21 protein-coding genes and 1 tRNA gene are annotated in these 18199 nt (G+C 63.3%); 17 read left to right on the plus strand and 5 right to left on the minus strand.

The annotated features are described in order from the left end of the window. Nucleotides 1-15 precede the first annotated feature (15 nt). The 4 genes from F7R11_RS09405 to bluB all read left to right on the plus strand — a co-directional run bounded on the left by F7R11_RS09405 (nucleotide 16) and on the right by bluB (nucleotide 1835). On the plus strand, nucleotides 16-432 hold the full coding sequence (locus F7R11_RS09405; protein WP_064802836.1) for an integration host factor subunit alpha: 417 nt from the start codon (nucleotides 16-18) through the stop codon (nucleotides 430-432). 63 nt (nucleotides 433-495) lie between these two features. After that, the gene (locus F7R11_RS09410; protein ID WP_064802839.1) at nucleotides 496-927 is read left to right on the plus strand and encodes a MerR family transcriptional regulator; all 432 of its coding nucleotides are present in this window, start codon (nucleotides 496-498) and stop codon (nucleotides 925-927) included. 59 nt (nucleotides 928-986) lie between these two features. Further along, nucleotides 987-1063: transfer RNA gene (locus tag F7R11_RS09415), tRNA-Pro, on the plus strand. An 88-nt stretch (nucleotides 1064-1151) separates the two neighbouring features. Continuing rightward, nucleotides 1152-1835, plus strand: a complete 684-nt coding sequence (gene bluB / locus F7R11_RS09420) for a 5,6-dimethylbenzimidazole synthase (RefSeq protein ID WP_064802841.1) — start codon at nucleotides 1152-1154, stop codon at nucleotides 1833-1835. A gap of 10 nt (nucleotides 1836-1845) precedes the next feature. On the opposite strand, the gene F7R11_RS09425 is transcribed toward bluB, so the two are convergent. Next, a complete protein-coding gene (locus tag F7R11_RS09425; protein WP_064802843.1) occupies nucleotides 1846-2790 on the minus strand; it encodes a cupin domain-containing protein in 945 nt (314 codons plus the stop codon). Nucleotides 2791-2906: 116 nt separating this feature from the next. On the opposite strand from F7R11_RS09425, the gene F7R11_RS09430 reads away from it, so the two are divergent. After that, the gene (locus F7R11_RS09430; protein WP_064802845.1) at nucleotides 2907-3242 is read left to right on the plus strand and encodes a carboxymuconolactone decarboxylase family protein; all 336 of its coding nucleotides are present in this window, start codon (nucleotides 2907-2909) and stop codon (nucleotides 3240-3242) included. 18 nt (nucleotides 3243-3260) lie between these two features. On the opposite strand, the gene F7R11_RS09435 is transcribed toward F7R11_RS09430, so the two are convergent. Beyond that, nucleotides 3261-4208, minus strand: coding sequence for an aldose epimerase family protein (locus tag F7R11_RS09435; RefSeq protein ID WP_064802847.1), 948 nt, complete (start codon nucleotides 4206-4208; stop codon nucleotides 3261-3263). Nucleotides 4209-4571: 363 nt separating this feature from the next. Here F7R11_RS09435 and F7R11_RS09445 point away from each other — a divergent pair, with 363 nt between their 5' ends. From F7R11_RS09445 to bcaP, 3 genes are all read left to right on the plus strand, one after another. Further along, on the plus strand, nucleotides 4572-4943 hold the full coding sequence (locus F7R11_RS09445; RefSeq protein ID WP_021194670.1) for a hypothetical protein: 372 nt from the start codon (nucleotides 4572-4574) through the stop codon (nucleotides 4941-4943). Between the two features lie 184 nt (nucleotides 4944-5127). Further along, nucleotides 5128-6201, plus strand: coding sequence for a DNA polymerase IV (dinB, locus tag F7R11_RS09450; RefSeq protein ID WP_064802851.1), 1074 nt, complete (start codon nucleotides 5128-5130; stop codon nucleotides 6199-6201). 203 nt (nucleotides 6202-6404) lie between these two features. After that, a complete protein-coding gene (bcaP, locus tag F7R11_RS09455) occupies nucleotides 6405-7835 on the plus strand; it encodes a branched-chain amino acid transporter BcaP (RefSeq protein ID WP_064802853.1) in 1431 nt (476 codons plus the stop codon). A gap of 12 nt (nucleotides 7836-7847) precedes the next feature. Here the strand turns inward: bcaP and F7R11_RS09460 are convergent, their stop codons facing one another. Further along, nucleotides 7848-8669 (minus strand): DUF1223 domain-containing protein, encoded by an 822-nt coding sequence (locus F7R11_RS09460; RefSeq protein ID WP_064802855.1) that lies wholly within the window; start codon nucleotides 8667-8669, stop codon nucleotides 7848-7850. Nucleotides 8670-8991: 322 nt separating this feature from the next. On the opposite strand from F7R11_RS09460, the gene F7R11_RS09465 reads away from it, so the two are divergent. From F7R11_RS09465 to hpaI, 8 genes are all read left to right on the plus strand, one after another. Next, nucleotides 8992-9282 carry a DUF1488 family protein gene (locus F7R11_RS09465; protein WP_021194665.1) on the plus strand — a complete coding sequence of 97 codons (291 nt, stop codon included), beginning with the start codon at nucleotides 8992-8994 and terminating at the stop codon, nucleotides 9280-9282. 215 nt (nucleotides 9283-9497) lie between these two features. Next, a complete protein-coding gene (locus F7R11_RS09470) occupies nucleotides 9498-10259 on the plus strand; it encodes a fumarylacetoacetate hydrolase family protein (protein WP_064802857.1) in 762 nt (253 codons plus the stop codon). Then, the gene (locus F7R11_RS09475; RefSeq protein ID WP_064802859.1) at nucleotides 10256-11026 is read left to right on the plus strand and encodes a fumarylacetoacetate hydrolase family protein; all 771 of its coding nucleotides are present in this window, start codon (nucleotides 10256-10258) and stop codon (nucleotides 11024-11026) included. Before F7R11_RS09470 ends, F7R11_RS09475 begins: the two co-directional genes overlap by 4 nt. 23 nt (nucleotides 11027-11049) lie before the next feature. Further along, the gene (hpaE, locus tag F7R11_RS09480; protein WP_064806282.1) at nucleotides 11050-12516 is read left to right on the plus strand and encodes a 5-carboxymethyl-2-hydroxymuconate semialdehyde dehydrogenase; all 1467 of its coding nucleotides are present in this window, start codon (nucleotides 11050-11052) and stop codon (nucleotides 12514-12516) included. Between the two features lie 51 nt (nucleotides 12517-12567). Further along, nucleotides 12568-13437: a 3,4-dihydroxyphenylacetate 2,3-dioxygenase gene (gene hpaD, locus F7R11_RS09485; protein WP_064802861.1), complete on the plus strand. Its 870-nt coding sequence runs from the start codon at nucleotides 12568-12570 to the stop codon at nucleotides 13435-13437. A gap of 13 nt (nucleotides 13438-13450) precedes the next feature. Then, entirely contained in the window at nucleotides 13451-13840 is a 390-nt protein-coding gene (locus F7R11_RS09490; RefSeq protein ID WP_064802863.1) for a 5-carboxymethyl-2-hydroxymuconate Delta-isomerase, read from the plus strand. 3 nt (nucleotides 13841-13843) lie between these two features. Continuing rightward, nucleotides 13844-14647: a 2-oxo-hept-4-ene-1,7-dioate hydratase gene (hpaH, locus tag F7R11_RS09495; RefSeq protein ID WP_064802865.1), complete on the plus strand. Its 804-nt coding sequence runs from the start codon at nucleotides 13844-13846 to the stop codon at nucleotides 14645-14647. A gap of 21 nt (nucleotides 14648-14668) precedes the next feature. Then, nucleotides 14669-15472, plus strand: a complete 804-nt coding sequence (gene hpaI / locus F7R11_RS09500) for a 4-hydroxy-2-oxoheptanedioate aldolase (RefSeq protein ID WP_064802866.1) — start codon at nucleotides 14669-14671, stop codon at nucleotides 15470-15472. 6 nt (nucleotides 15473-15478) lie between these two features. Here the strand turns inward: hpaI and hpaR are convergent, their stop codons facing one another. Beyond that, the gene (hpaR, locus tag F7R11_RS09505) at nucleotides 15479-15943 is read right to left on the minus strand and encodes a homoprotocatechuate degradation operon regulator HpaR (RefSeq protein WP_021194657.1); all 465 of its coding nucleotides are present in this window, start codon (nucleotides 15941-15943) and stop codon (nucleotides 15479-15481) included. 12 nt (nucleotides 15944-15955) lie between these two features. Further along, nucleotides 15956-16765, minus strand: a complete 810-nt coding sequence (gene xth / locus F7R11_RS09510) for an exodeoxyribonuclease III (protein ID WP_064802868.1) — start codon at nucleotides 16763-16765, stop codon at nucleotides 15956-15958. 138 nt (nucleotides 16766-16903) lie between these two features. Here xth and F7R11_RS09515 point away from each other — a divergent pair, with 138 nt between their 5' ends. Then, nucleotides 16904-18178 (plus strand): amidohydrolase family protein, encoded by a 1275-nt coding sequence (locus tag F7R11_RS09515; RefSeq protein WP_064802871.1) that lies wholly within the window; start codon nucleotides 16904-16906, stop codon nucleotides 18176-18178. The last annotated feature ends 21 nt before the right edge of the window (nucleotides 18179-18199 follow it).

Below are 18199 nucleotides of genomic sequence, written 5' to 3' on the forward strand. Positions count from 1 at the left end.
GCCCAAGCGAATCCTATGAACGATCAACACGCGCCCGCACTGGTGGCATCTTTGGACGACTCGCTCGGTTCTTCTTCGGCAGCACAGGCTGACGCGCGTGACGCGCGCGGCCAAGATGTGCCGACGCTCACCAAGGCTGAGCTTGCCGAGATGTTGTTCGAGCAGGTCGGCCTGAACAAGCGTGAATCGAAGGATATGGTCGAGGCGTTTTTCGACGTGATTCGCGAGGCGCTCGAGCAAGGTGACAGCGTCAAGCTGTCCGGCTTCGGCAACTTCCAGTTGCGCGACAAGCCGCAGCGCCCGGGGCGCAATCCAAAGACCGGAGAGATCATCCCCATCACGGCGCGCCGTGTCGTGACGTTCCACGCCAGCCAGAAGCTCAAGGCGCTCGTTGAAGAGCGCGTCGAGCCGATGTCTGCGGACGTTGCGTAATTCAGCCGTGTGATTCTGTAGTTCCAGCCGTTTCGACAATCCGGATCTTTTCGCCTGCCCTTCATGGCTGCCGATAAACACACGGAGCGGGTCAACCTGCCGCCGATTCCTGCCAAGCGCTACTTCACCATTGGTGAGGTGAGCGATCTGTGCGCCGTCAAGCCGCACGTGCTGCGCTATTGGGAGCAGGAGTTCACGCAACTCAAGCCCGTCAAGCGGCGCGGCAATCGTCGCTACTACCAGCATCATGAAGTGCTGCTGATTCGGCGCATTCGCGAGCTGCTGTACGAGCAGGGTTTCACGATCAACGGCGCGCGCAATCGGCTTGATGAGCTGCGACATGGTGTGAGCGTCGCGTCGGTAGAGGAAGTCGACGTGCCACACGTGCAGACCGTGGCGCCGGCGCCAGCTGTCGTAAGTGGCCCCGTCGATGTGCTGGGCTTGCGTCATGCGTTGCAATCGGTGCTGGAGATTCTGCGCAGCGATAAACGGTAAGCGAGCGCGGTACCCACTAGTCATCTGCGTAGCGGCTCTGTTATACTTTCATGCTTGTTCGGGGCGTAGCGCAGCCTGGTAGCGTACCTGCATGGGGTGCAGGTGGTCGGAGGTTCAAATCCTCTCGCCCCGACCAGAAATATCGAAGGACTTACGGTGATGAGCCGTAAGTCCTTTTTGCTTTCTACGGGGATATCACCCGCGCATGCGCGCGGGTTCAGGCCATGAGCCAATTTCGGTATAGCGACGGTGAAGTCGACGCCGTCTATCGGGTGATCCGCGAGCGGCGAGACATGCGCCATTTCCGGCCCGACCCACTCGATGCGGCGCTGCTGACACGCCTGTTAGAGGCCGCACACCTTGGCCCCAGCGTCGGCTTCATGCAGCCCTGGCGCTTCATCCACGTCACAGATCGAGACCTGCGGACCAGTGTGCACGCACTGGTTGAAGCCGAGCGTCAGCAGACTGCCGCTGCACTGGGCGAGCGGCAGGATGATTTCATGCGGCTCAAGGTGGAGGGCATTCTGGAATGCGGAGACGTCCTGGTGGCGGCGCTGATGGACGACCGCGAGCGGCATGTTTTTGGCCGCCGCACGCTGCCGGAGATGGATCTCGCTTCGGTTGCCTGCGCGATCCAAAATATGTGGCTCGCCGCCCGGGCTGAAGGGGTCGGTATGGGGTGGGTGTCCTTATTCGATCCGGAGCAGTTGGCCGAGCTGCTTCATCTGCCGCCGGGCGCCAAACCGGTCGCAGTGCTGTGCCTGGGCTATGTGGATCAGTTCTACGACCAGCCGATGCTGGAGCAGCAACGGTGGGCAGCGCGACAGCCACTCCATGAACTGCTGTTCGAAAACGGCTGGGGTAATCCAAGCTCGCTTGCTGATCGTGCCCAGAACCGCTCCGACTAAGGGATCTGGCTCAGGATGAGATCGCTTCGCGCTCGGGCCCAGCGGTCGCCCGCCGATACCGCGCCGGCGTTATTCCCAACTGCTGCTTGAACGCCTTGCCGAACGCCGCTTCGGATTGATAGCCAACGTTCGTGCTGATCTCACCCACGCTCAGCCGCGTATGCATCAACGCATCGCAAGCCAGGGCCATGCGCACGCGCGTTAGGAAATCCCATACGGTCATGCCGGCGCGTGCCTTGAAGTGGCGCGCATAGGTGGCGCGTGACATGGCTGCCAGGTCTGCCAGCGCATCAATGGTCCATGCCTGTTCGGGCGCGGTGAGCATGGCTTGCACGGACACGCTCAGACGTGTGTCCGATAGCAATGTGAGCGTCCCTGGGCCGGCGTTCTCGCGCTGGCCGTAGACGCGCAGCGCAAGCGTCAGCAGGGTCTGGCTCAACGATGTGACGATCGCCAGCGCACCGGGGGCGCGCGTTTCAGCCTCGCTGCGCATCATGCCAATGACGGCTTGCAGCGCTGGAAACGACGCACTATCACTCAAGGACACATGCAGCGGGTCGGGCAGCGTGCGCACCAGCAGCGTGGTCGAGCCACGCTCGTGCACGAAGCGGCCGCACAGCAGGTCGACTTCAGCGGCGCCACGGCCGGTTCGTTGCAGCGGGAGCATGCCGTCATGCGAGGCGCGCGGTCTGCGCACGGGCGCGTTGGCTGCGCTTGCCGGGTCATGGATGGTATGTGCGTGGCCGCGCGGAAACAGGATGAAATCACCTTCGCGCAGGGCGAGTGTGCGGCCGCTGGTTTCCACCAAACATGTGCCAGCCAGCACCAGGTGGAAGATCACCTGACCCTCCGGCTCAGGATCATGCGGGATCGAGAAGGGGCCTTGGAACAGGCAGCGCAAATCAAGACTGGCCTGCGGGCGGGTCAACTGAATGAATTGGCTGAGCGCATCCATTGAGACGATCTCGATAAAAATTGCTTGAATCGAGTATTCAACGGATCGAGCGCAAAGACAATACTCTTTCCAACGGCGCAGGCATCGGGCCAGCGCCACACCACCGGGAGCACATCATGCTGAACTGGGTTGAGTATCGGAAGGAATTGCTGGGGCGCATTGGCGAGATCGGCAAGATCACGCCGGATACCGTCAAGGGCTATCAAACGCTGTCGGGCGCGAAGACCGGCAGCCTGGATGCCAAGACGCGTGAACTGATTGCCCTGGCCGTGGCGGTGACGACGCGCTGCGATGGCTGTATCACCGTGCACACTGCTGAAGCGCTCAAGCACGGCGCCACGCATGAAGAGATTGCCGATGCGCTGAGCGTGGCGATTTCGCTCAATGCCGGTGCAGCGCTGGTGTACTCGGCGCGCGTGATGGACGCGGTGCAAGCGTACGAGAAGGTCTGAGAGACCCGAGCGCGCTGGCTAGCGCGTGATTCGCAACCGGCAGGTGGCCTGGCGTGTTTCGCCAGGGGCGAGCAGGTGCAGGCCTTCGCCGTGGTGGATGGCGTTGGGTAGGCCCATCCAGGGCTCAACGCAGTAGAAGTCGGACGTGGCGTTTTCCGTCCAGGAGGTGATGGCGTGCCAGAGTGCCGGCGCGCCATCCACCTCGATGTGGATACGGCGGCCGAGTGGCGCATCTGCGTGCGGCGGAATGATGAGCGTGGCCGCGCCGGCGGCGTCAAGCAGGTGATAGCGATCCTGCAGTGCCGGGTCGTCGAGGTGGTAGGTGGTCTGTCCAGGTTCCTGCATATCGAGGCTGCCATCGGCCAATTGGCGTGAAAGCCGCGATGGCGGCATCGACAGCTCAGCCGCACTGCGCAGCGCATGCGGCAGCGCGAAATAGAAATGGTGGCCGGCGTAAAACGGCATCGGCGCCTGGATATCGCCTTTGTCGAGGTGCTTGACCGAGAACGTTGCCTCCAGCCCGTCAATCAGCAGTCGATACGTGATGCGAAATTCGAGTGCGAACGGATAGCCTTCGCGCGTTTGCGGGCCGTCACGCAGCAGCATGACGATGTGCGTGTCGCTCGCGTCTTCCACCTCAAACGGCAGGTCTCGTGCAAAGCCGTGTTGCGGCAGGGCATGTCGTTGCCCGCGTGCGTCGCGCCACTGGCCGATCTCGCCGTCGACAAAGTGCCGGCCGATGAAGGGAAACAGCAGCGGGTTGCCGCCACGTACCTTGGCCGGATTGGACCAGTCCGCATGCTCTGGCCAGAACAGGATCTCTTCACCGAGATGGCGCCAGCGCACGAGCCGGCCGCCAGCTTCCGGAGCAAGCAGCAGCATGGAGCCTTTCGCGCTCGGGCCGTCAACATCACCAATGCGGACTAGCGTGCGGTCTTGGAAGCGGGCAGTGGGCAGGTCGAACATGCGTGGTCGGGTAGGGTGACTTGTTGGTGTGGGGTTCGCGTACTAGATTGTCAATGCGTTTTGCCCGGAGGGAAACCATGTCCGCCAGCCGTTACGCCAATCCGTCAGTCAATTGGGCGGGCCGCGCGCGCAGCCTGATGCATCCCGCACACACTGTTCCGCCCCCTGACGAGCCATCGCCGCCGGGTATTCCTCCTGATTTGCCGTCGCCCGATGAAACCCCGCCGCCGGTCGAGCCACCGGAGGTGTTGTGGCTGTGATGTGTTGTTACCAATCGTCACAGCTTTACGCAAAGCGGTTCGTAAGATAGCGTCAGTCCTCGCGCGACTTGCGCATCTCTACAACGACAATACGAGCCTAATCATGTCGATTCTTCCGCGTCTGACCCTGTGTGCTGTGCTGGCGGCTTCCATGGCCGGCTGTGTGGTGGCCCCGCCGCAGCAAACTCGCACGGTGGTGGTGCACGAACCCGCGCCGGCTCCGGCACCGGTTGATCCGCGCGCCCGCTTTGACCAAGTGCAGGGCCGCATCGCCGAGGAATTCCATCGCGTCGACGTGCGCCAGTCGCAGGGCTATATCGATCCGTACCGCGGCGACGGCCTGCGTGATCGCCTGCGCCGCATCCGCCAGGAAACCAACGACATGGCCAGCCAGCACAATGGCGGCCTGTCCGGCGACGAGCAGCGTGCGCTGAACGACGAGCTGGGTGCCGTGGCACGCGACATCAACCGTTAAGCCGCGCTTCCCGCCCCATCATTCGCCGATGCTGCGCTGCGGTATCGGCGAAATGCATTGTTGCGCCGCCGAGCGTGCGCATTCGGTGCGCACCCGGCGGAAGCTGGTACGCTTGCGTTCCTCCTGAACGTGCAAGCCCGCATCTGACGCGGCTTGTTGTAGCCCGTCCTGACGGCCTCCTGCCGTGCGAAAGATCATCCACTGCGACTGCGACTGCTTCTACGCCGCCATCGAGATGCGCGATGACCCGCGCCTGGTCGGCGAGCCGCTGGCCGTTGGCGGGCGGCCCGAGCGGCGCGGTGTGGTGGCCACCTGCAACTACGAAGCGCGCAAGTTCGGCATCCACTCCGCGATGCCCATGTCGCAGGCCGTCAAGCGTTGTCCGGACTTGCTGATCGTGCCGCCGTCCATGGACAAGTACCGCCAGGTCGCGCGCCAGATCTTCGCCATCTATCACAGCTACACGCCACTGGTTGAGCCGCTCTCGCTGGACGAGGCCTACCTCGACGTGAGCGACAGCCCGATGCTTGCCGGCAGTGGCACGCGCATCGCAGAGGACATCCGCCGCCGCGTGCGTGAAGAGATTGGTATCACGGTGTCAGCCGGGGTGGCTCCCAACAAGTTCATCGCCAAGATCGCGAGTGATTGGAAGAAGCCCGACGGCCTGTTCGTGGTGCGGCCGGAACAGGTGGATGCCTTTGTAGCCGAACTGCCTGTGGAGCGTCTGTTTGGCGTGGGCAAGGTGACGGCCGCCAAGCTGCGCCGGCTGGGCGCTGAAACGTGTGGGGATCTGCGCAGTTGGGGCACCGACCGGTTGCAACAGCATTTCGGCGTGTTTGGTTTTCGGCTGCATGACCTCTGCCGCGGCATCGATCACCGGCAGGTGCAACCCTCGCAGATCCGCAAGTCCGTCAGCGTGGAAGAAACGTACGCCACGGACCTGCGCACGCTCGATGATTGCCAGCGTGAGCTGATCATCCTCGTCGAGCAGCTTGCCGCGCGCGTTGAGCGAGCCCGCGCTGCCGGCATGATCCACAAGACCTACGTCAAGCTGCGCTTTGCGGATTTTCGCGGGACCACGGTCGAGTGCATCCACCCGAAAGTGTCGTTGCCGGTGTTCGCGAAGTTGCTGACGCAGGGCTTCGAGCGGCGGCAGATTCCCGTGCGGCTGCTGGGGGTGGGCGTGCGCTTGTATGAGTCCGATGCACACGCGCGTCAACAGACGCTATTCACAGAAGACGCCGACACGGTTGAGTGAGCCTCAATTGTCGTGAGTTGTTGTGACGCACGTCAGTCGGGTACGAATTGTCCTATTTTCTTGTCTGCATCACCGCGATGTGAAGGGGCGGACGTCGCCAGCGGGTAAAATGCCCGCTTTTTGCAAAAATCCGCCGCCGCGCGCCACACGTGCGCGACAGTGCATCCGTACCCACGGAGGCACGCAGACAGGAGACGCAGTCAATGAGTTTGTTCCGTACCAAAAACGTGGATCACATGATCCGCACGGGCCACAGCAATACCGGCCTGAAGAAAGTCCTCGGGCCCCTGGACCTGACCTTCCTGGGCGTCGGCGCCATCATCGGCACCGGCATCTTCGTGCTCACGGGCACAGGCGCACTGACCGCTGGTCCCGCACTCACGTTGTCGTTCATCGTTGCGGCGCTGGCTTGCGGGTTTGCCGCGCTGTGCTACGCCGAGTTCGCCTCGACCATCCCTGTATCTGGCTCGATCTACACGTACGCTTACGCAACGATGGGCGAGCTGGTTGCCTGGATCATCGGCTGGGATCTGATGCTCGAATATGGGCTAGCGACTTCCGCCGTGTCGGTCGGCTGGTCCGGCTACTTCCAATCGCTGTTGTCGGGCTTCGGCTTGCATTTGCCGGTGGCGCTGACGGCGGCACCGGGCGCAATCCCGGGGGTGCAGACGCTGTTCAACCTGCCTGCGCTCGTGATCATGCTGCTTGTCACCACAGTGCTGTCGTTTGGCGTGCGTGAATCGGCGCGTGCCAACAACGTCATGGTGGTGATCAAGGTGACGGTGGTGCTGCTGTTCATCTTCGTGGGCGTGCGCCACGTGCAGCCGGCCAACTGGCAACCGTTCATGCCGTTCGGCATGGAGGGCGTGTTCGGTGCTGCAGCCATCGTGTTTTTTGCCTTCATCGGCTTCGACGCAGTGACCTCTGCGGCGGAAGAGGTGCGCAACCCCAAGCGCGACCTGCCGATCGGCATCATCGGCTCACTGGCGGTCTGCACGATCCTCTACGTGGTGGTGGCCGCCATCATGACCGGTATCGTGCCGTTCACGAAGTTTGCAGGCGTTGACCACCCGGTGTCGCTGGCGCTGCAGATGGCCGGTGAAAGCTGGGTCGCGGGCTTTGTTGACCTGGGCGCCATCATCGGCATGACCACGGTGATCCTGGTGATGGCTTACGGCCAGACCCGCATCATCTTCGCCATGTCGCGTGACGGTCTGCTGCCCAAGCGCCTGTCGCACATCCACCCGCGCTACGCAACGCCGTTCCTGAATACGTGGGTGGTCGGCATCGTGTTCGCGGTGATCGCCGCATTCGTGCCGCTGAACGTGCTGGCCGAGCTGATCAACATCGGCACGCTGGCAGCGTTCTCGCTCATCGCGGTTGCCGTGCTGGTGCTGCGCCGTACGCGTCCGGACCTGCATCGCGGCTTCCGCTGCCCAGGCGTGCCGGTGGTACCGCTGCTGGCCATCGGCATGTGCCTGTTCCTGATGAGTCATCTGCAGGCCGTTACCTGGATCGCCTTTGTGGTTTGGGTGGTGATCGGCCTGCTGGTGTACTTCGGCTATGCACGCCGCCGCTCGCTGCTGCACACGCCGCAGCAAGGCGCCGCTCCGGCCTCGGAAACGGCACGCTGATCGCCTGGTCGCTCAGCGGCATAGCGGCGAGGAAACCGCTTGCAGGATTTCCGCGTCGCGTAGCCGCTCGATCAAGGCGACCACACTCACATCGGTCGGGTGCGCATTGGCGGGCAGGGGAATGTCGCCCTGCCATTGCGTGCTCGCGCCAGTCAATCGGATTGGCCCGATCCATTCCCTTACGACATGGTCGTGGCGTAGTTCCACGCCGCCGTTCTCACCGCCACTTGGGTGGCTCACCAGGTTGTTTTGCGTCAGTGCAATCCACGCGACAGTTGGGTGGGAGTCGTTGGCTGCGCTCGGCCGCAACGTGAAGCGCGCGCGGGTTTGCAGTGCCGCACGCGGCGTGTTCGTTGCAGTGGCATCGAGTGCAATATCCGCCGTGGCAGGCTGTGCGTTGCGTGCCGCAATGGCGCGAGAGAAGTCGGCGCGATCTGCCCAACGGCGCAACTCGCGGCCAGAGACGAAGACCTCTGGCGTGTAGATTGTTGGCGCGCGCGTGGCATCGCCCAGCGCACGTTGCCGCTCAGAGAAGGCCGCGCGGCCGAAGCTGTCTTTCCAGCCGAGACCGTCCCAGTAGTCCACATGCAGCGCAAGGGGAATCCAATGCTGCGTATCGGCCGGTGTGCGGCTCAGCCAGCGGTCAGCCGGCGGGCAACTATTACAACCCTCGGATGTATAGAGTTCAACAACCGCAACCGTGTGCGGTGGGCTCTGAACGTGCAGCGCGGCGCAATCCGCGGCTGGCGCTGGGCGCGCGGCGCTTGTCAGTACTAGCAATGTCAGTGTTGCGCTGACACGAAAGTGTCGCAAACAGTGTGGTTGGATGCGCATGATGGTTTCCTGGCCTGCATGTCGGCACGGGCTTTGCATGTGGCTCCCGCTTTGCTTAGTCGGGTGGCGCTCGCGGTCCTGACAAAAAAGCATAACTATGGCGATGGGTGTGCGAGCCCTGATGCAGCCTGGGATGGCGAGCTAGCGCCCTTGTTTGGGTTCGCTGGCTTTGGCGATGTGGTTCGCACGCGCAGCGCAAGCTGTGGTTAAAATGAATCTCGCGGTCAGACACATTGTTTGACGGAATCGTGCCGGCCCCCCCGCACGGTTTCCACGCAACGGCGTGTGCGTTGTTGTCCATTGCAATCGGAGGGCTTTGACGATGGAAATCAAGTTCGAAAAGAAAGAGGCGTACGACATCAACAACGAAGGCCTGCTGTTCGACGCATTGGTCGACGGCGAAAAGGTGACTTGCGTGGCAACGCGCGAGGCCCTGTGGGAAGGCCTGGAAGGTGATCAGGTGTTGTCGCTTCAAGCGGCCTTTGAGGCCGGCCAGGATCGGATCCAGGATGCCGCGCGCGTGCTCATCGCAGATGGCGTGCAGCGATCTCAAGGGTTGACTGATTTACCGCAACCGGTTGTGGTCAAGCGCGTGCACGTCGCCGTGGCTTGAGCGTGGTCGATTGCCTCCGCAGGCATCGGCGCGTCCGATATGCCCGCATGGTGGACACACGTCCACCGTTCTGAAAAAGCCGGTCCGCGTGACCGGCTTTTTCATTGCCGATGTTCCAGTGTTTCCCGACTTGACAGAGCCGTCATCTGATTAGATGATTAACATGTTAATTATATGGGCAGCGTTGACGCTGACCCGAAGCCAAGGAGACAGGGATGCGGCGAGGCAGAGTGGCATTGCCGGATGGTCGGGCGAGCGAAATCGCCTGGGCAACGGCACCTGGAGATGCTGAAGCGGGCGCCGCGCAGCACTGGCTGCCACCGGTTGGCGGCACGGTTGTCGGCGCGTTGCTGAACTACCGTGGCGAACTGGCGGCGTTGGGTGATGCACTCTCCGCGCCGCCATATCAGGCGCCACCCAAAGCCCCCATCCTGTATCTCAAGCCGGCCAACACGCACGTTGGGCACAGTCGTGATGTGGTTCTGCCGGCCGATGTTGACGCGGTCTGGGCAGGCGCCTGCCTGGGCGTGGCGATTGGCCACACCGCCACACGTGTGAGCGCCGCGCAGGCCCACGCATTCATTGCCGGCTACACCATCGTCAACGACCTGACGGTGCCGCATGCCAGCTACTACCGCCCGGCAATCCGTCACAAGTGTCGTGATGGTTTCTGCCCGATCGGCCCGTGGGTGGTTGATCGAAACGATGTGCCCAATGCGGACGCACTGGATATCACCGTGCGCATCAACGGCGAGATCAGGCAACGCGCTTCTACCGCAACGCTGGTGCGTCCGATCGCGCAACTGCTGGCGGACGTGACGGCCTTCATGACGCTCGATGCCGGTGACGTGCTGCTTGTCGGCATGCCCGAGAACCCGCCGCTGGCCCGTGCCGGCGACCGCATCGATATCGACATTGCCCACATTGGCACACTGACGACGCGGCTGGTTAGGCGCGCGCGGGAGGCCTCGCAATGAAGCGCGCACGCATTGCCTATGATGGGGCGATCCATGAGGCCACCGCCGTACCTGGCGACGACACTCGCTTGCAGCTTGCCGATGGCAGCGTGCTGCATGAAAACGAAGTGATCTGGTTGCCACCGGTTGAGCCGCGCACGATCTTCGCGCTGGGCTTGAACTATGCCGACCATGCCAAGGAACTCGCCTTCAAGGCACCGGAGGAGCCGCTCGCCTTCCTGAAAGGGCCGAACACGCTGATCGGCCACCGCGCCCACACCGTGCGCCCGGCGGGTGTGGCCTTCATGCACTACGAGTGCGAACTGGTGGTGGTGATCGGCAAGACTGCGCGCAATGTGCCGCGGGAACGTGCCTATGAGGTTGTCGCTGGTTACACGGTGGCCAACGACTACGCCATCCGCGATTACCTCGAAAACTACTATCGCCCGAATCTGCGCGTGAAGAGCCGCGACACCTGCACGCCCATTGGCCCGTGGCTGGTGGATCGCGATGACGTGCCCGATCCGATGAACCTCGCCCTGCGCACCACCGTCAACGGCCGTGTCACGCAGGAAGGCAGCACGCGCGACATGATCTTCGACATCCCGGCGCTGATCGCATGGTTCTCCAGCTTCATGACGCTGAGCGCTGGCGACATGATCCTGACCGGCACGCCCGAGGGTTTGGCCGATACGCAACCCGGCGACGAGGTCGTCACCGAAATCGAAGGCATCGGTCGATTGGTCAGCACCATCGCCGCAGAACAACCGAGCAAGGAGCCCGCATGAACACGCGCCTACATGCCGTCAGCATGGACCCCGTCAAACACTGGATCGACGGCCGCCAGGTCGACAGCGCCGAGCGTTTCATTACCACCAACCCGGCCACGGGTGAGGCGATTGCCGAGGTGGCTTCAGGCGGCGAGGCGGAGATCAACGCGGCGGTGGCCGCAGCCAAGGCCGCATTCCCCGCCTGGGCCAATACCCCGGCCAAACAACGCGCCAAGCTGATGCGCCGCCTGGGCGAGCTGATTGAGCAGAACGTGCCGCACCTGGCTGCGCTGGAGACGATGGATACCGGCTTGCCCATCGCCCAGACAAGCAAACAACTCATTCCACGCGCATCGGAAAACTTCCACTTCTTTGCCGAGGTGTGCACGCAGATCAACGGCCGCACGTATCCGGTCGACGATCAGATGCTGAACTACACGCTGTATCAGCCGGTGGGTGTGTGTGCGCTGATCTCGCCGTGGAACGTGCCGTTCATGACGGCCACGTGGAAGGTCGCGCCGTGCCTGGCATTGGGCAACACGGCGGTGCTGAAGATGTCGGAGCTGTCACCGTTGACGGCGGATCAACTGGGCCGTCTGGCGCTGGAAGCCGGCATTCCACCGGGTGTGCTGAATGTCGTGCAAGGCTACGGCGCAACCGCTGGTGATGCATTGGTGCGGCATCCGGATGTACGCGTGGTGTCCTTCACGGGCGGCACCGCCACCGGCAAGCGGATCATGGAGCGCGCCGGCCTGAAGAAATTCTCGATGGAACTGGGCGGCAAATCGCCCGTGCTGATCTTTGACGACGCGGATCTGGATCGCGCGCTGGACGCATCGCTCTTCACCATCTTCTCGATCAACGGCGAGCGTTGCACGGCGGGCTCGCGCATCTTCTTGCAGGAGAGCGTGTACGACGACTTCGTGCGCAAGTTTGCTGAGCGGGCCAAGCGCCTTGTGGTGGGCGATCCGGCGGATGAGAAGACCAACGTCGGCTCGATGATCACGCGCGCGCACTGGGAGAAGGTCACGGGTTACATCCGCCTGGGCGAGCAGGAGGGCGCCAGGATTCTGGCCGGCGGCCCAGACAAGCCTGCAGGCCTGCCTGACCACTTGAAGAACGGCAACTTTGTCGCGCCTACGGTGCTGGCCAACGTCGATAACCGCATGCGCGTGGCCCAGGAAGAGATTTTCGGCCCCGTGGCGTGCCTGATCCCGTTCAAGGACGAGGCGGACGGCCTGAAGCTCGCTAACGACGTGGAATATGGTCTGGCCTCGTATATCTGGACGCAGGACGTGGGCAAGGTGCATCGCCTGGCGCGCGGTATTGAGGCGGGCATGGTGTTCGTCAACAGCCAGAACGTACGCGACCTGCGTCAACCATTTGGCGGGGTGAAGGCATCCGGCACGGGGCGCGAAGGCGGCGAGTACAGCCTGGAAGTGTTTGCCGAAATCAAGAACGTCTGCATCTCGATGGGCAGCCACCATATCCCCCGATGGGGCGTGTAAGGTCGCTCGGTCGCCAACTCACACAATCAAACAAGGGCGGAAGGAGACACCATGGGCAAGCTGGCCTTGGCCGCGAAGATTACCCACGTACCGTCGATGTATCTGTCGGAGCTACCCGGCAAGCATCATGGCTGCCGGGCAGCGGCCATCGAGGGGCACCGCATCATCGGGCAGCGTTGCCGGGATCTGGGCGTGGACACCATCGTCGTGTCCGACGTGCACTGGCTGGTCAATGCTGGCTATCACGTCAACTGCAATGCGCGCTTCGACGGCATCTACACGAGCAACGAGCTGCCGCATTTCATCAAGGACATGCGGTATGCGTATCCGGGTAACCCGGCGCTCGGCCGCCTGATTGCCGAGACGGCAACGGCGCGCGGCGTCTTCACGCGTGCACATGAGATCGACAGCCTGGAACTCGAGTACGGCACGCTGGTGCCGATGCGCTACATGAACGGCGACCAGCACTTCAAGGTCGTGTCGATTGCCGGCTGGTGCGCGTGGCACAAACTGGACGAGAGCCGCCGCTTTGGCGCCGCGCTGCTCGAAGCCATCGAGGCGAGTGACAGCACCGTCGCGTTCCTGGCCAGCGGATCGCTCTCGCACCGCTTCAACGATAACGGCAGCCCCGAAGAGTCCATCCACCAGATCAGCCGCGAGTTCTTCAAACAGGTCGACCTGCGTGTGGTGGATCTGTGGAAGCAGGGCGACTGGAAGACCTTCTGCGCGATGCTGCCCGAGTACGCATCGTTGTGTGAAGGCGAGGGCGGCATGCACGACACGGCCATGCTGCTCGGCCTGCTCGGCTGGGATGCCTACGACAAGGGCATCGAAGTCATCACCGATTATTTCCCCAGTTCCGGTACGGGCCAGATCAATGCGATCTTCCCGCTGCCCGAACGTGAACAAACCGGGGCGTAAGCCGGAGACCGCCATGCCGCACATCATTGTTGAATACACCGACAACCTGGGCAACGACGCCCGCATCCCCCAGCTGCTGCAGACAATCAACGAGACGTTGATCGCGCAGAACGGCGTATTCCCGACCGGGGGCATCCGCTCGCGCGCCATCCGGCTGACGGACTACCGCGTTGCCGATGGCAAGGAAGACGACGCCTTCGTCCACGTCACGCTCAAGATCGGTGCAGGCCGCACGCCCGAGGTCAAGAAAGCCGCCTGCGATGCGTTGTTCGACGCGATCAAGGCGCACTTTGCAGAAGCCTTTGCTCGCCGCTATCTGGCGCTCTCGATGGAGCTGACCAAATTCGACGAAGGCGGCAGCTACAAGCACAACAACATCCACGCGCGTTTTCGTAAAGCCTGACCCATGCTCGAACCCACGACCATCCAGACCATTGCGCGTCGCCTGCACCAAGCCGAGATCGACCGCAAGCAGATCCGCCAAGTCTCACTCGACCACCCCGAGATCACCATCGAAGACGCTTACGCCATCCAGCGCGATTGGGTGGCGATGAAGCTGGGGGAGGGCCGACGCCTGAAGGGCCATAAGATCGGCTTGACCTCGCGCGCGATGCAGCAGTCCTCCCAGATCGACGAGCCAGACTACGGTGCGCTGCTCGACGACATGTTCTTTGCTGACGGCAGCGAGATTCCCGCCAGCCGCTTCATCGTGCCGCGCGTGGAGGTGGAACTGGCCTTTGTGCTCGGCAAGCGGTTGGAGGGGCCGGAGGTGACGCTGTTCGACGTGTACGACGCGGTGGATCACGTGATCCCGGCGCTGGAGATCATCGATGCGCGTTCGCAGTCGATCGACCCGGACAGCGGTCGCCCGCGCAAGGTGTTCGACACGATCGCGGATAACGCCGCCAATGCCGGCGTGGTGATGGGTGGCCGCCCAATCCGCATGCGTGATGTGGACCTGCGCTGGGTCGGTGCCATCCTGTCGCGCAATGCCGTGATTGAAGAGACCGGCGTGGCAGCGGGCGTGCTGAACCATCCTGCCAACGGCGTGGTCTGGCTGGCCAACAAGCTGGCACCGCACGGCGTGGCCCTGGAGCCCGGGCAAATCATTCTGGGTGGCTCGTTCACACGCCCGGTGCCTGCACGCCCCGGTGATACATTCCACTGCGACTATGGTCCGCTCGGCAGCATCGCCTGCCATTTCGTTTAACGCTCAAAGGATGTTTCCGTCATGCAGCTCCCGGTGAACCACTTCAAGCGCGCGCTGGCCGAGCGCCGCCCGCAGATCGGCCTCTGGCTGGCGATGACGCATCCGTATCCGGCCGAGATCGTCGCAGGGGCCGGCTTCGACTGGCTGCTGATCGACAACGAGCATGCGCCGAACCAGCTGCAGTCGACATTGGCGCAGCTGCAGGCGGTTGCGCCGTATCCCTCGCACCCGATCGTGCGGCCGGCCTGGAATGACGCCGTCGAGATCAAGCGCCTGATGGACATCGGTGCACAGACACTGTTGGTGCCGATGGTGCAAAGCGCAGACGAGGCCCGCGCGGCCGTTGAGGCGATGCGCTATCCGCCCGAGGGCATTCGCGGCGTGGGTAGCGCATTGGCCCGCGCGTCACGCTGGAACCGCGTTGACGATTACCTCCGCCGTGCTAACGCAGAGATGTGCACGCTGGTGCAGGTGGAAACCACTGAGAGCCTGAAGCATCTCGATGCGATTCTTGCGGTGGATGGGGTGGACGGCGTCTTCATCGGCCCGGGGGATCTGGCGGCATCCATGGGCCACCTGGGCGAGCCGGGCCATCCGCAAGTCCGCAAGACGATCGACGACACGATTCGCCGTATCGTGGCCTCGGGCAGGGCGGCGGGCATCCTTTCGGCTGACCAAGCGCAGGCCAGGCATTACTTGTCGCTTGGGGCGACTTTCGTTGCGGTCGGAACAGACGTCACCTTGTTGGCCCGCAGCGCCGAGCAACTGGCTCAGGCGTTCAAGGGCGAGGGCGCCAAGCCGCAGACGGGCGGCAGCGTTTACTAAGCGGCGTTATTCATCGCCGGTAAAGCGGGACATCGGTGTGTGCGTTTCCATCACCCGGATGGATTCGTCGATGGCGACGTAGAGCGCGTCCAGACGCGCGCGTCCAAGCTGGGCTTCGATGCGCGCGTACTCCGCGTCCACCTGCGGTTCCACATCGGCCAGGAACCTGCGGCTTTTGGGCGTGAGCGAAATCACCTGCCGTCGCTGATCCACCGACGATCGCGTACGCACGATCATCTCGGACTGCTCCATTGCCGCCAGCATGCGCGTCAGGCTCGGGCTCAGGATCAGGCATGCATCGGCGAGCTGGTTGGGCTCCATGTCGCCGGTGTCGTTGAGCGTGCGCAGCACGCGCCATTGCTGTTCGGTGATGCCGTGCTCGCGCAGGATCGGCCGGAAGCGCGCCATGAAGGTCTCGCGCGCGCGCAGCAGTAGATGCGGCAGGTTGCGGTGCTTGAAGGTGGATGCCATGCCGAACCTACCTTATGCGTCGCGCAGCGCAGCGACCACCGGCGTGTGGTCGGACGGCTGCTCCCACCCGCGCGGCACCTTGTCGATATGGCACGACTCGCACAGCTTGGCGAGCTCGGGTGACAGCATGATGTGGTCGATGCGCAGGCCGGCATTGCGCCTGAAGCCGAACATCCGGTAATCCCACCAAGAGAACAGCTTGTCTTCCTGCTCGAACATGCGGAAGGCGTCGACCAGCCCGGCACTCTGCATCGCGCGAAACGCCGCACGTTCTTCCGGCGACACCAGGTTCTGGCCTTCCCACTTCTTCGGGTCGTGCACGTCGCGGTCTTCCGGGGCGATATTGAAGTCGCCCAGCAGCATCAGACGGGGGTGCGCAGCCATTTCGTCTTTCAGCCATGCTTGCAGCGCTTCAAGCCAGCGCAGCTTATAGACAAACTTGTCGGAGTCCAGCGCCTGGCCGTTGGGGATGTAGGCGGAGATCACGCGGACCGGGCCGCCGGCCACGTCATAGGTGGCGGCCACGATGCGTTGCTGATCGTCGGCAAAGCCGGGAATATTCTTCACCACGTCGCGACCCTCGGGCACAGCAGCCTTGCGCGCGAGGATGGCGACACCGTTGTAGGTCTTCTGGCCCGTGAAGAGCGACGCGTAGCCCGCGGCGTCCAACTCTGCCAGCGGGTAGCGGTCATCCGGCAGCTTGAGTTCCTGCAGGCAGAGCAGGTCGATGGGCGTGCCGTCGGCTTCGCGTTCTGCCAGCCATTGCAGCACCTGCGGCAGGCGGACTTTGAGTGAGTTGACGTTCCAGGTGGCGACACGCATGGGGGATCGGTCCTTGCAAATGGCGACGGCGCATACAAGCGGCGCCGTCTAAATCGAGCGTATTGTGCCATCAAGCGCCCATGCCACCGCCATACCCGCTTGAGGTAGATTGGCAGCCATGTTGCATGAGGAGCCCCTATGGATTTCGTGATTCGCAACGCCAGCTTGCCCGACGGCCGTACTGGCATCGATATCGGCATCACCGCCGGACGGATCGAGGCCGTGCAGCCGCAGTTGCCCGCGCATGGCGCGCAGGAGTTCGATGCGGCGGGGGCATTGGTCAGCCCACCGTTCGTTGACGCGCACTTCCACATGGATGCGACCTTGTCGTACGGTTTGCCGCGCGTGAACCAGTCCGGCACGCTGCTTGAAGGCATCGCGCTGTGGGGCGAACTCAAACCAACGCTCACGCAAGACGCGCTGGTCGAACGCGCCCTGCGTTACTGCGACTGGGCTGTGGCGCGCGGCCTGCTGGCAATCCGCTCCCATGTGGACGTGTGCGACCCGCGTTTGTTGGCCGTCGATGCGTTGCTGCACGTCAAGCGGCAGGTGGCGCCATATTTGGATCTGCAGCTTGTCGCCTTCCCGCAGGACGGTCTGCTACGCAGCCCGGGCGCGTTTGACAACCTCAAGCGCGCCATCAGCATGGGCGTGGATGTCGTTGGAGGCATCCCGCATTTCGAGCGGACGATGGCCGATGGCGCCGAGTCCATCCGCCTGCTCTGTGAATTTGCTGCCGAGTGCGGCCTGCGCATCGACATGCATTGCGATGAGTCCGACGATCCGCTCTCGCGCCATATCGAGGTGCTCGCCGCGCAGACGCATCGCCTGGGTTTGCATGGGCGAGTGGCCGGCTCGCACCTCACGTCGATGCACTCGATGGACAACTACTACGTCAGCAAGCTGTTGCCGCTGATGCGCGAGGCCGGCGTGGCGGCGATTGCCAATCCGCTGATCAACATCACGCTGCAGGGGCGGTCCGATACGTATCCGAAGCGGCGTGGCATGACGCGTGTGCCGGAACTGCTGGCGGCCGGTATCGATGTCGCCTTTGGCCACGATTGCGTGATGGACCCGTGGTACAGCCTGGGCTCCGGCGACATGCTGGAGGTTGCCCATATGGGTTTGCACGTCGCGCAGATGACCGGGCAAGACGCCATGCGCCAGTGTTTTGCAGCGGTGACGGAAGCACCCGCGCGGATCCTGGGGTTGGAGCGTTACGGCATCGCACCGGGGTGCCATGCAGACCTGGTGGTGCTGGATGCGCGCGACCCAATCGAGGCGATCCGCTTGCGCGCAACGCGCACGCTGGTCATGCGGCGAGGCCAAGTGGTGGCTCGCGCGCCGGCGCCGCATGCAACGCTGTCACTGCCGGGCAGGCCAGCGCACGTCGATTTCCGCTTGCCCCAATGAAAAACGCCGCTTCGGCTTGCG

It is taken from the genome of Ralstonia insidiosa (assembly GCF_008801405.1).
GTDB classification, from domain to species: Bacteria; Pseudomonadota; Gammaproteobacteria; order Burkholderiales; family Burkholderiaceae; genus Ralstonia; species Ralstonia insidiosa.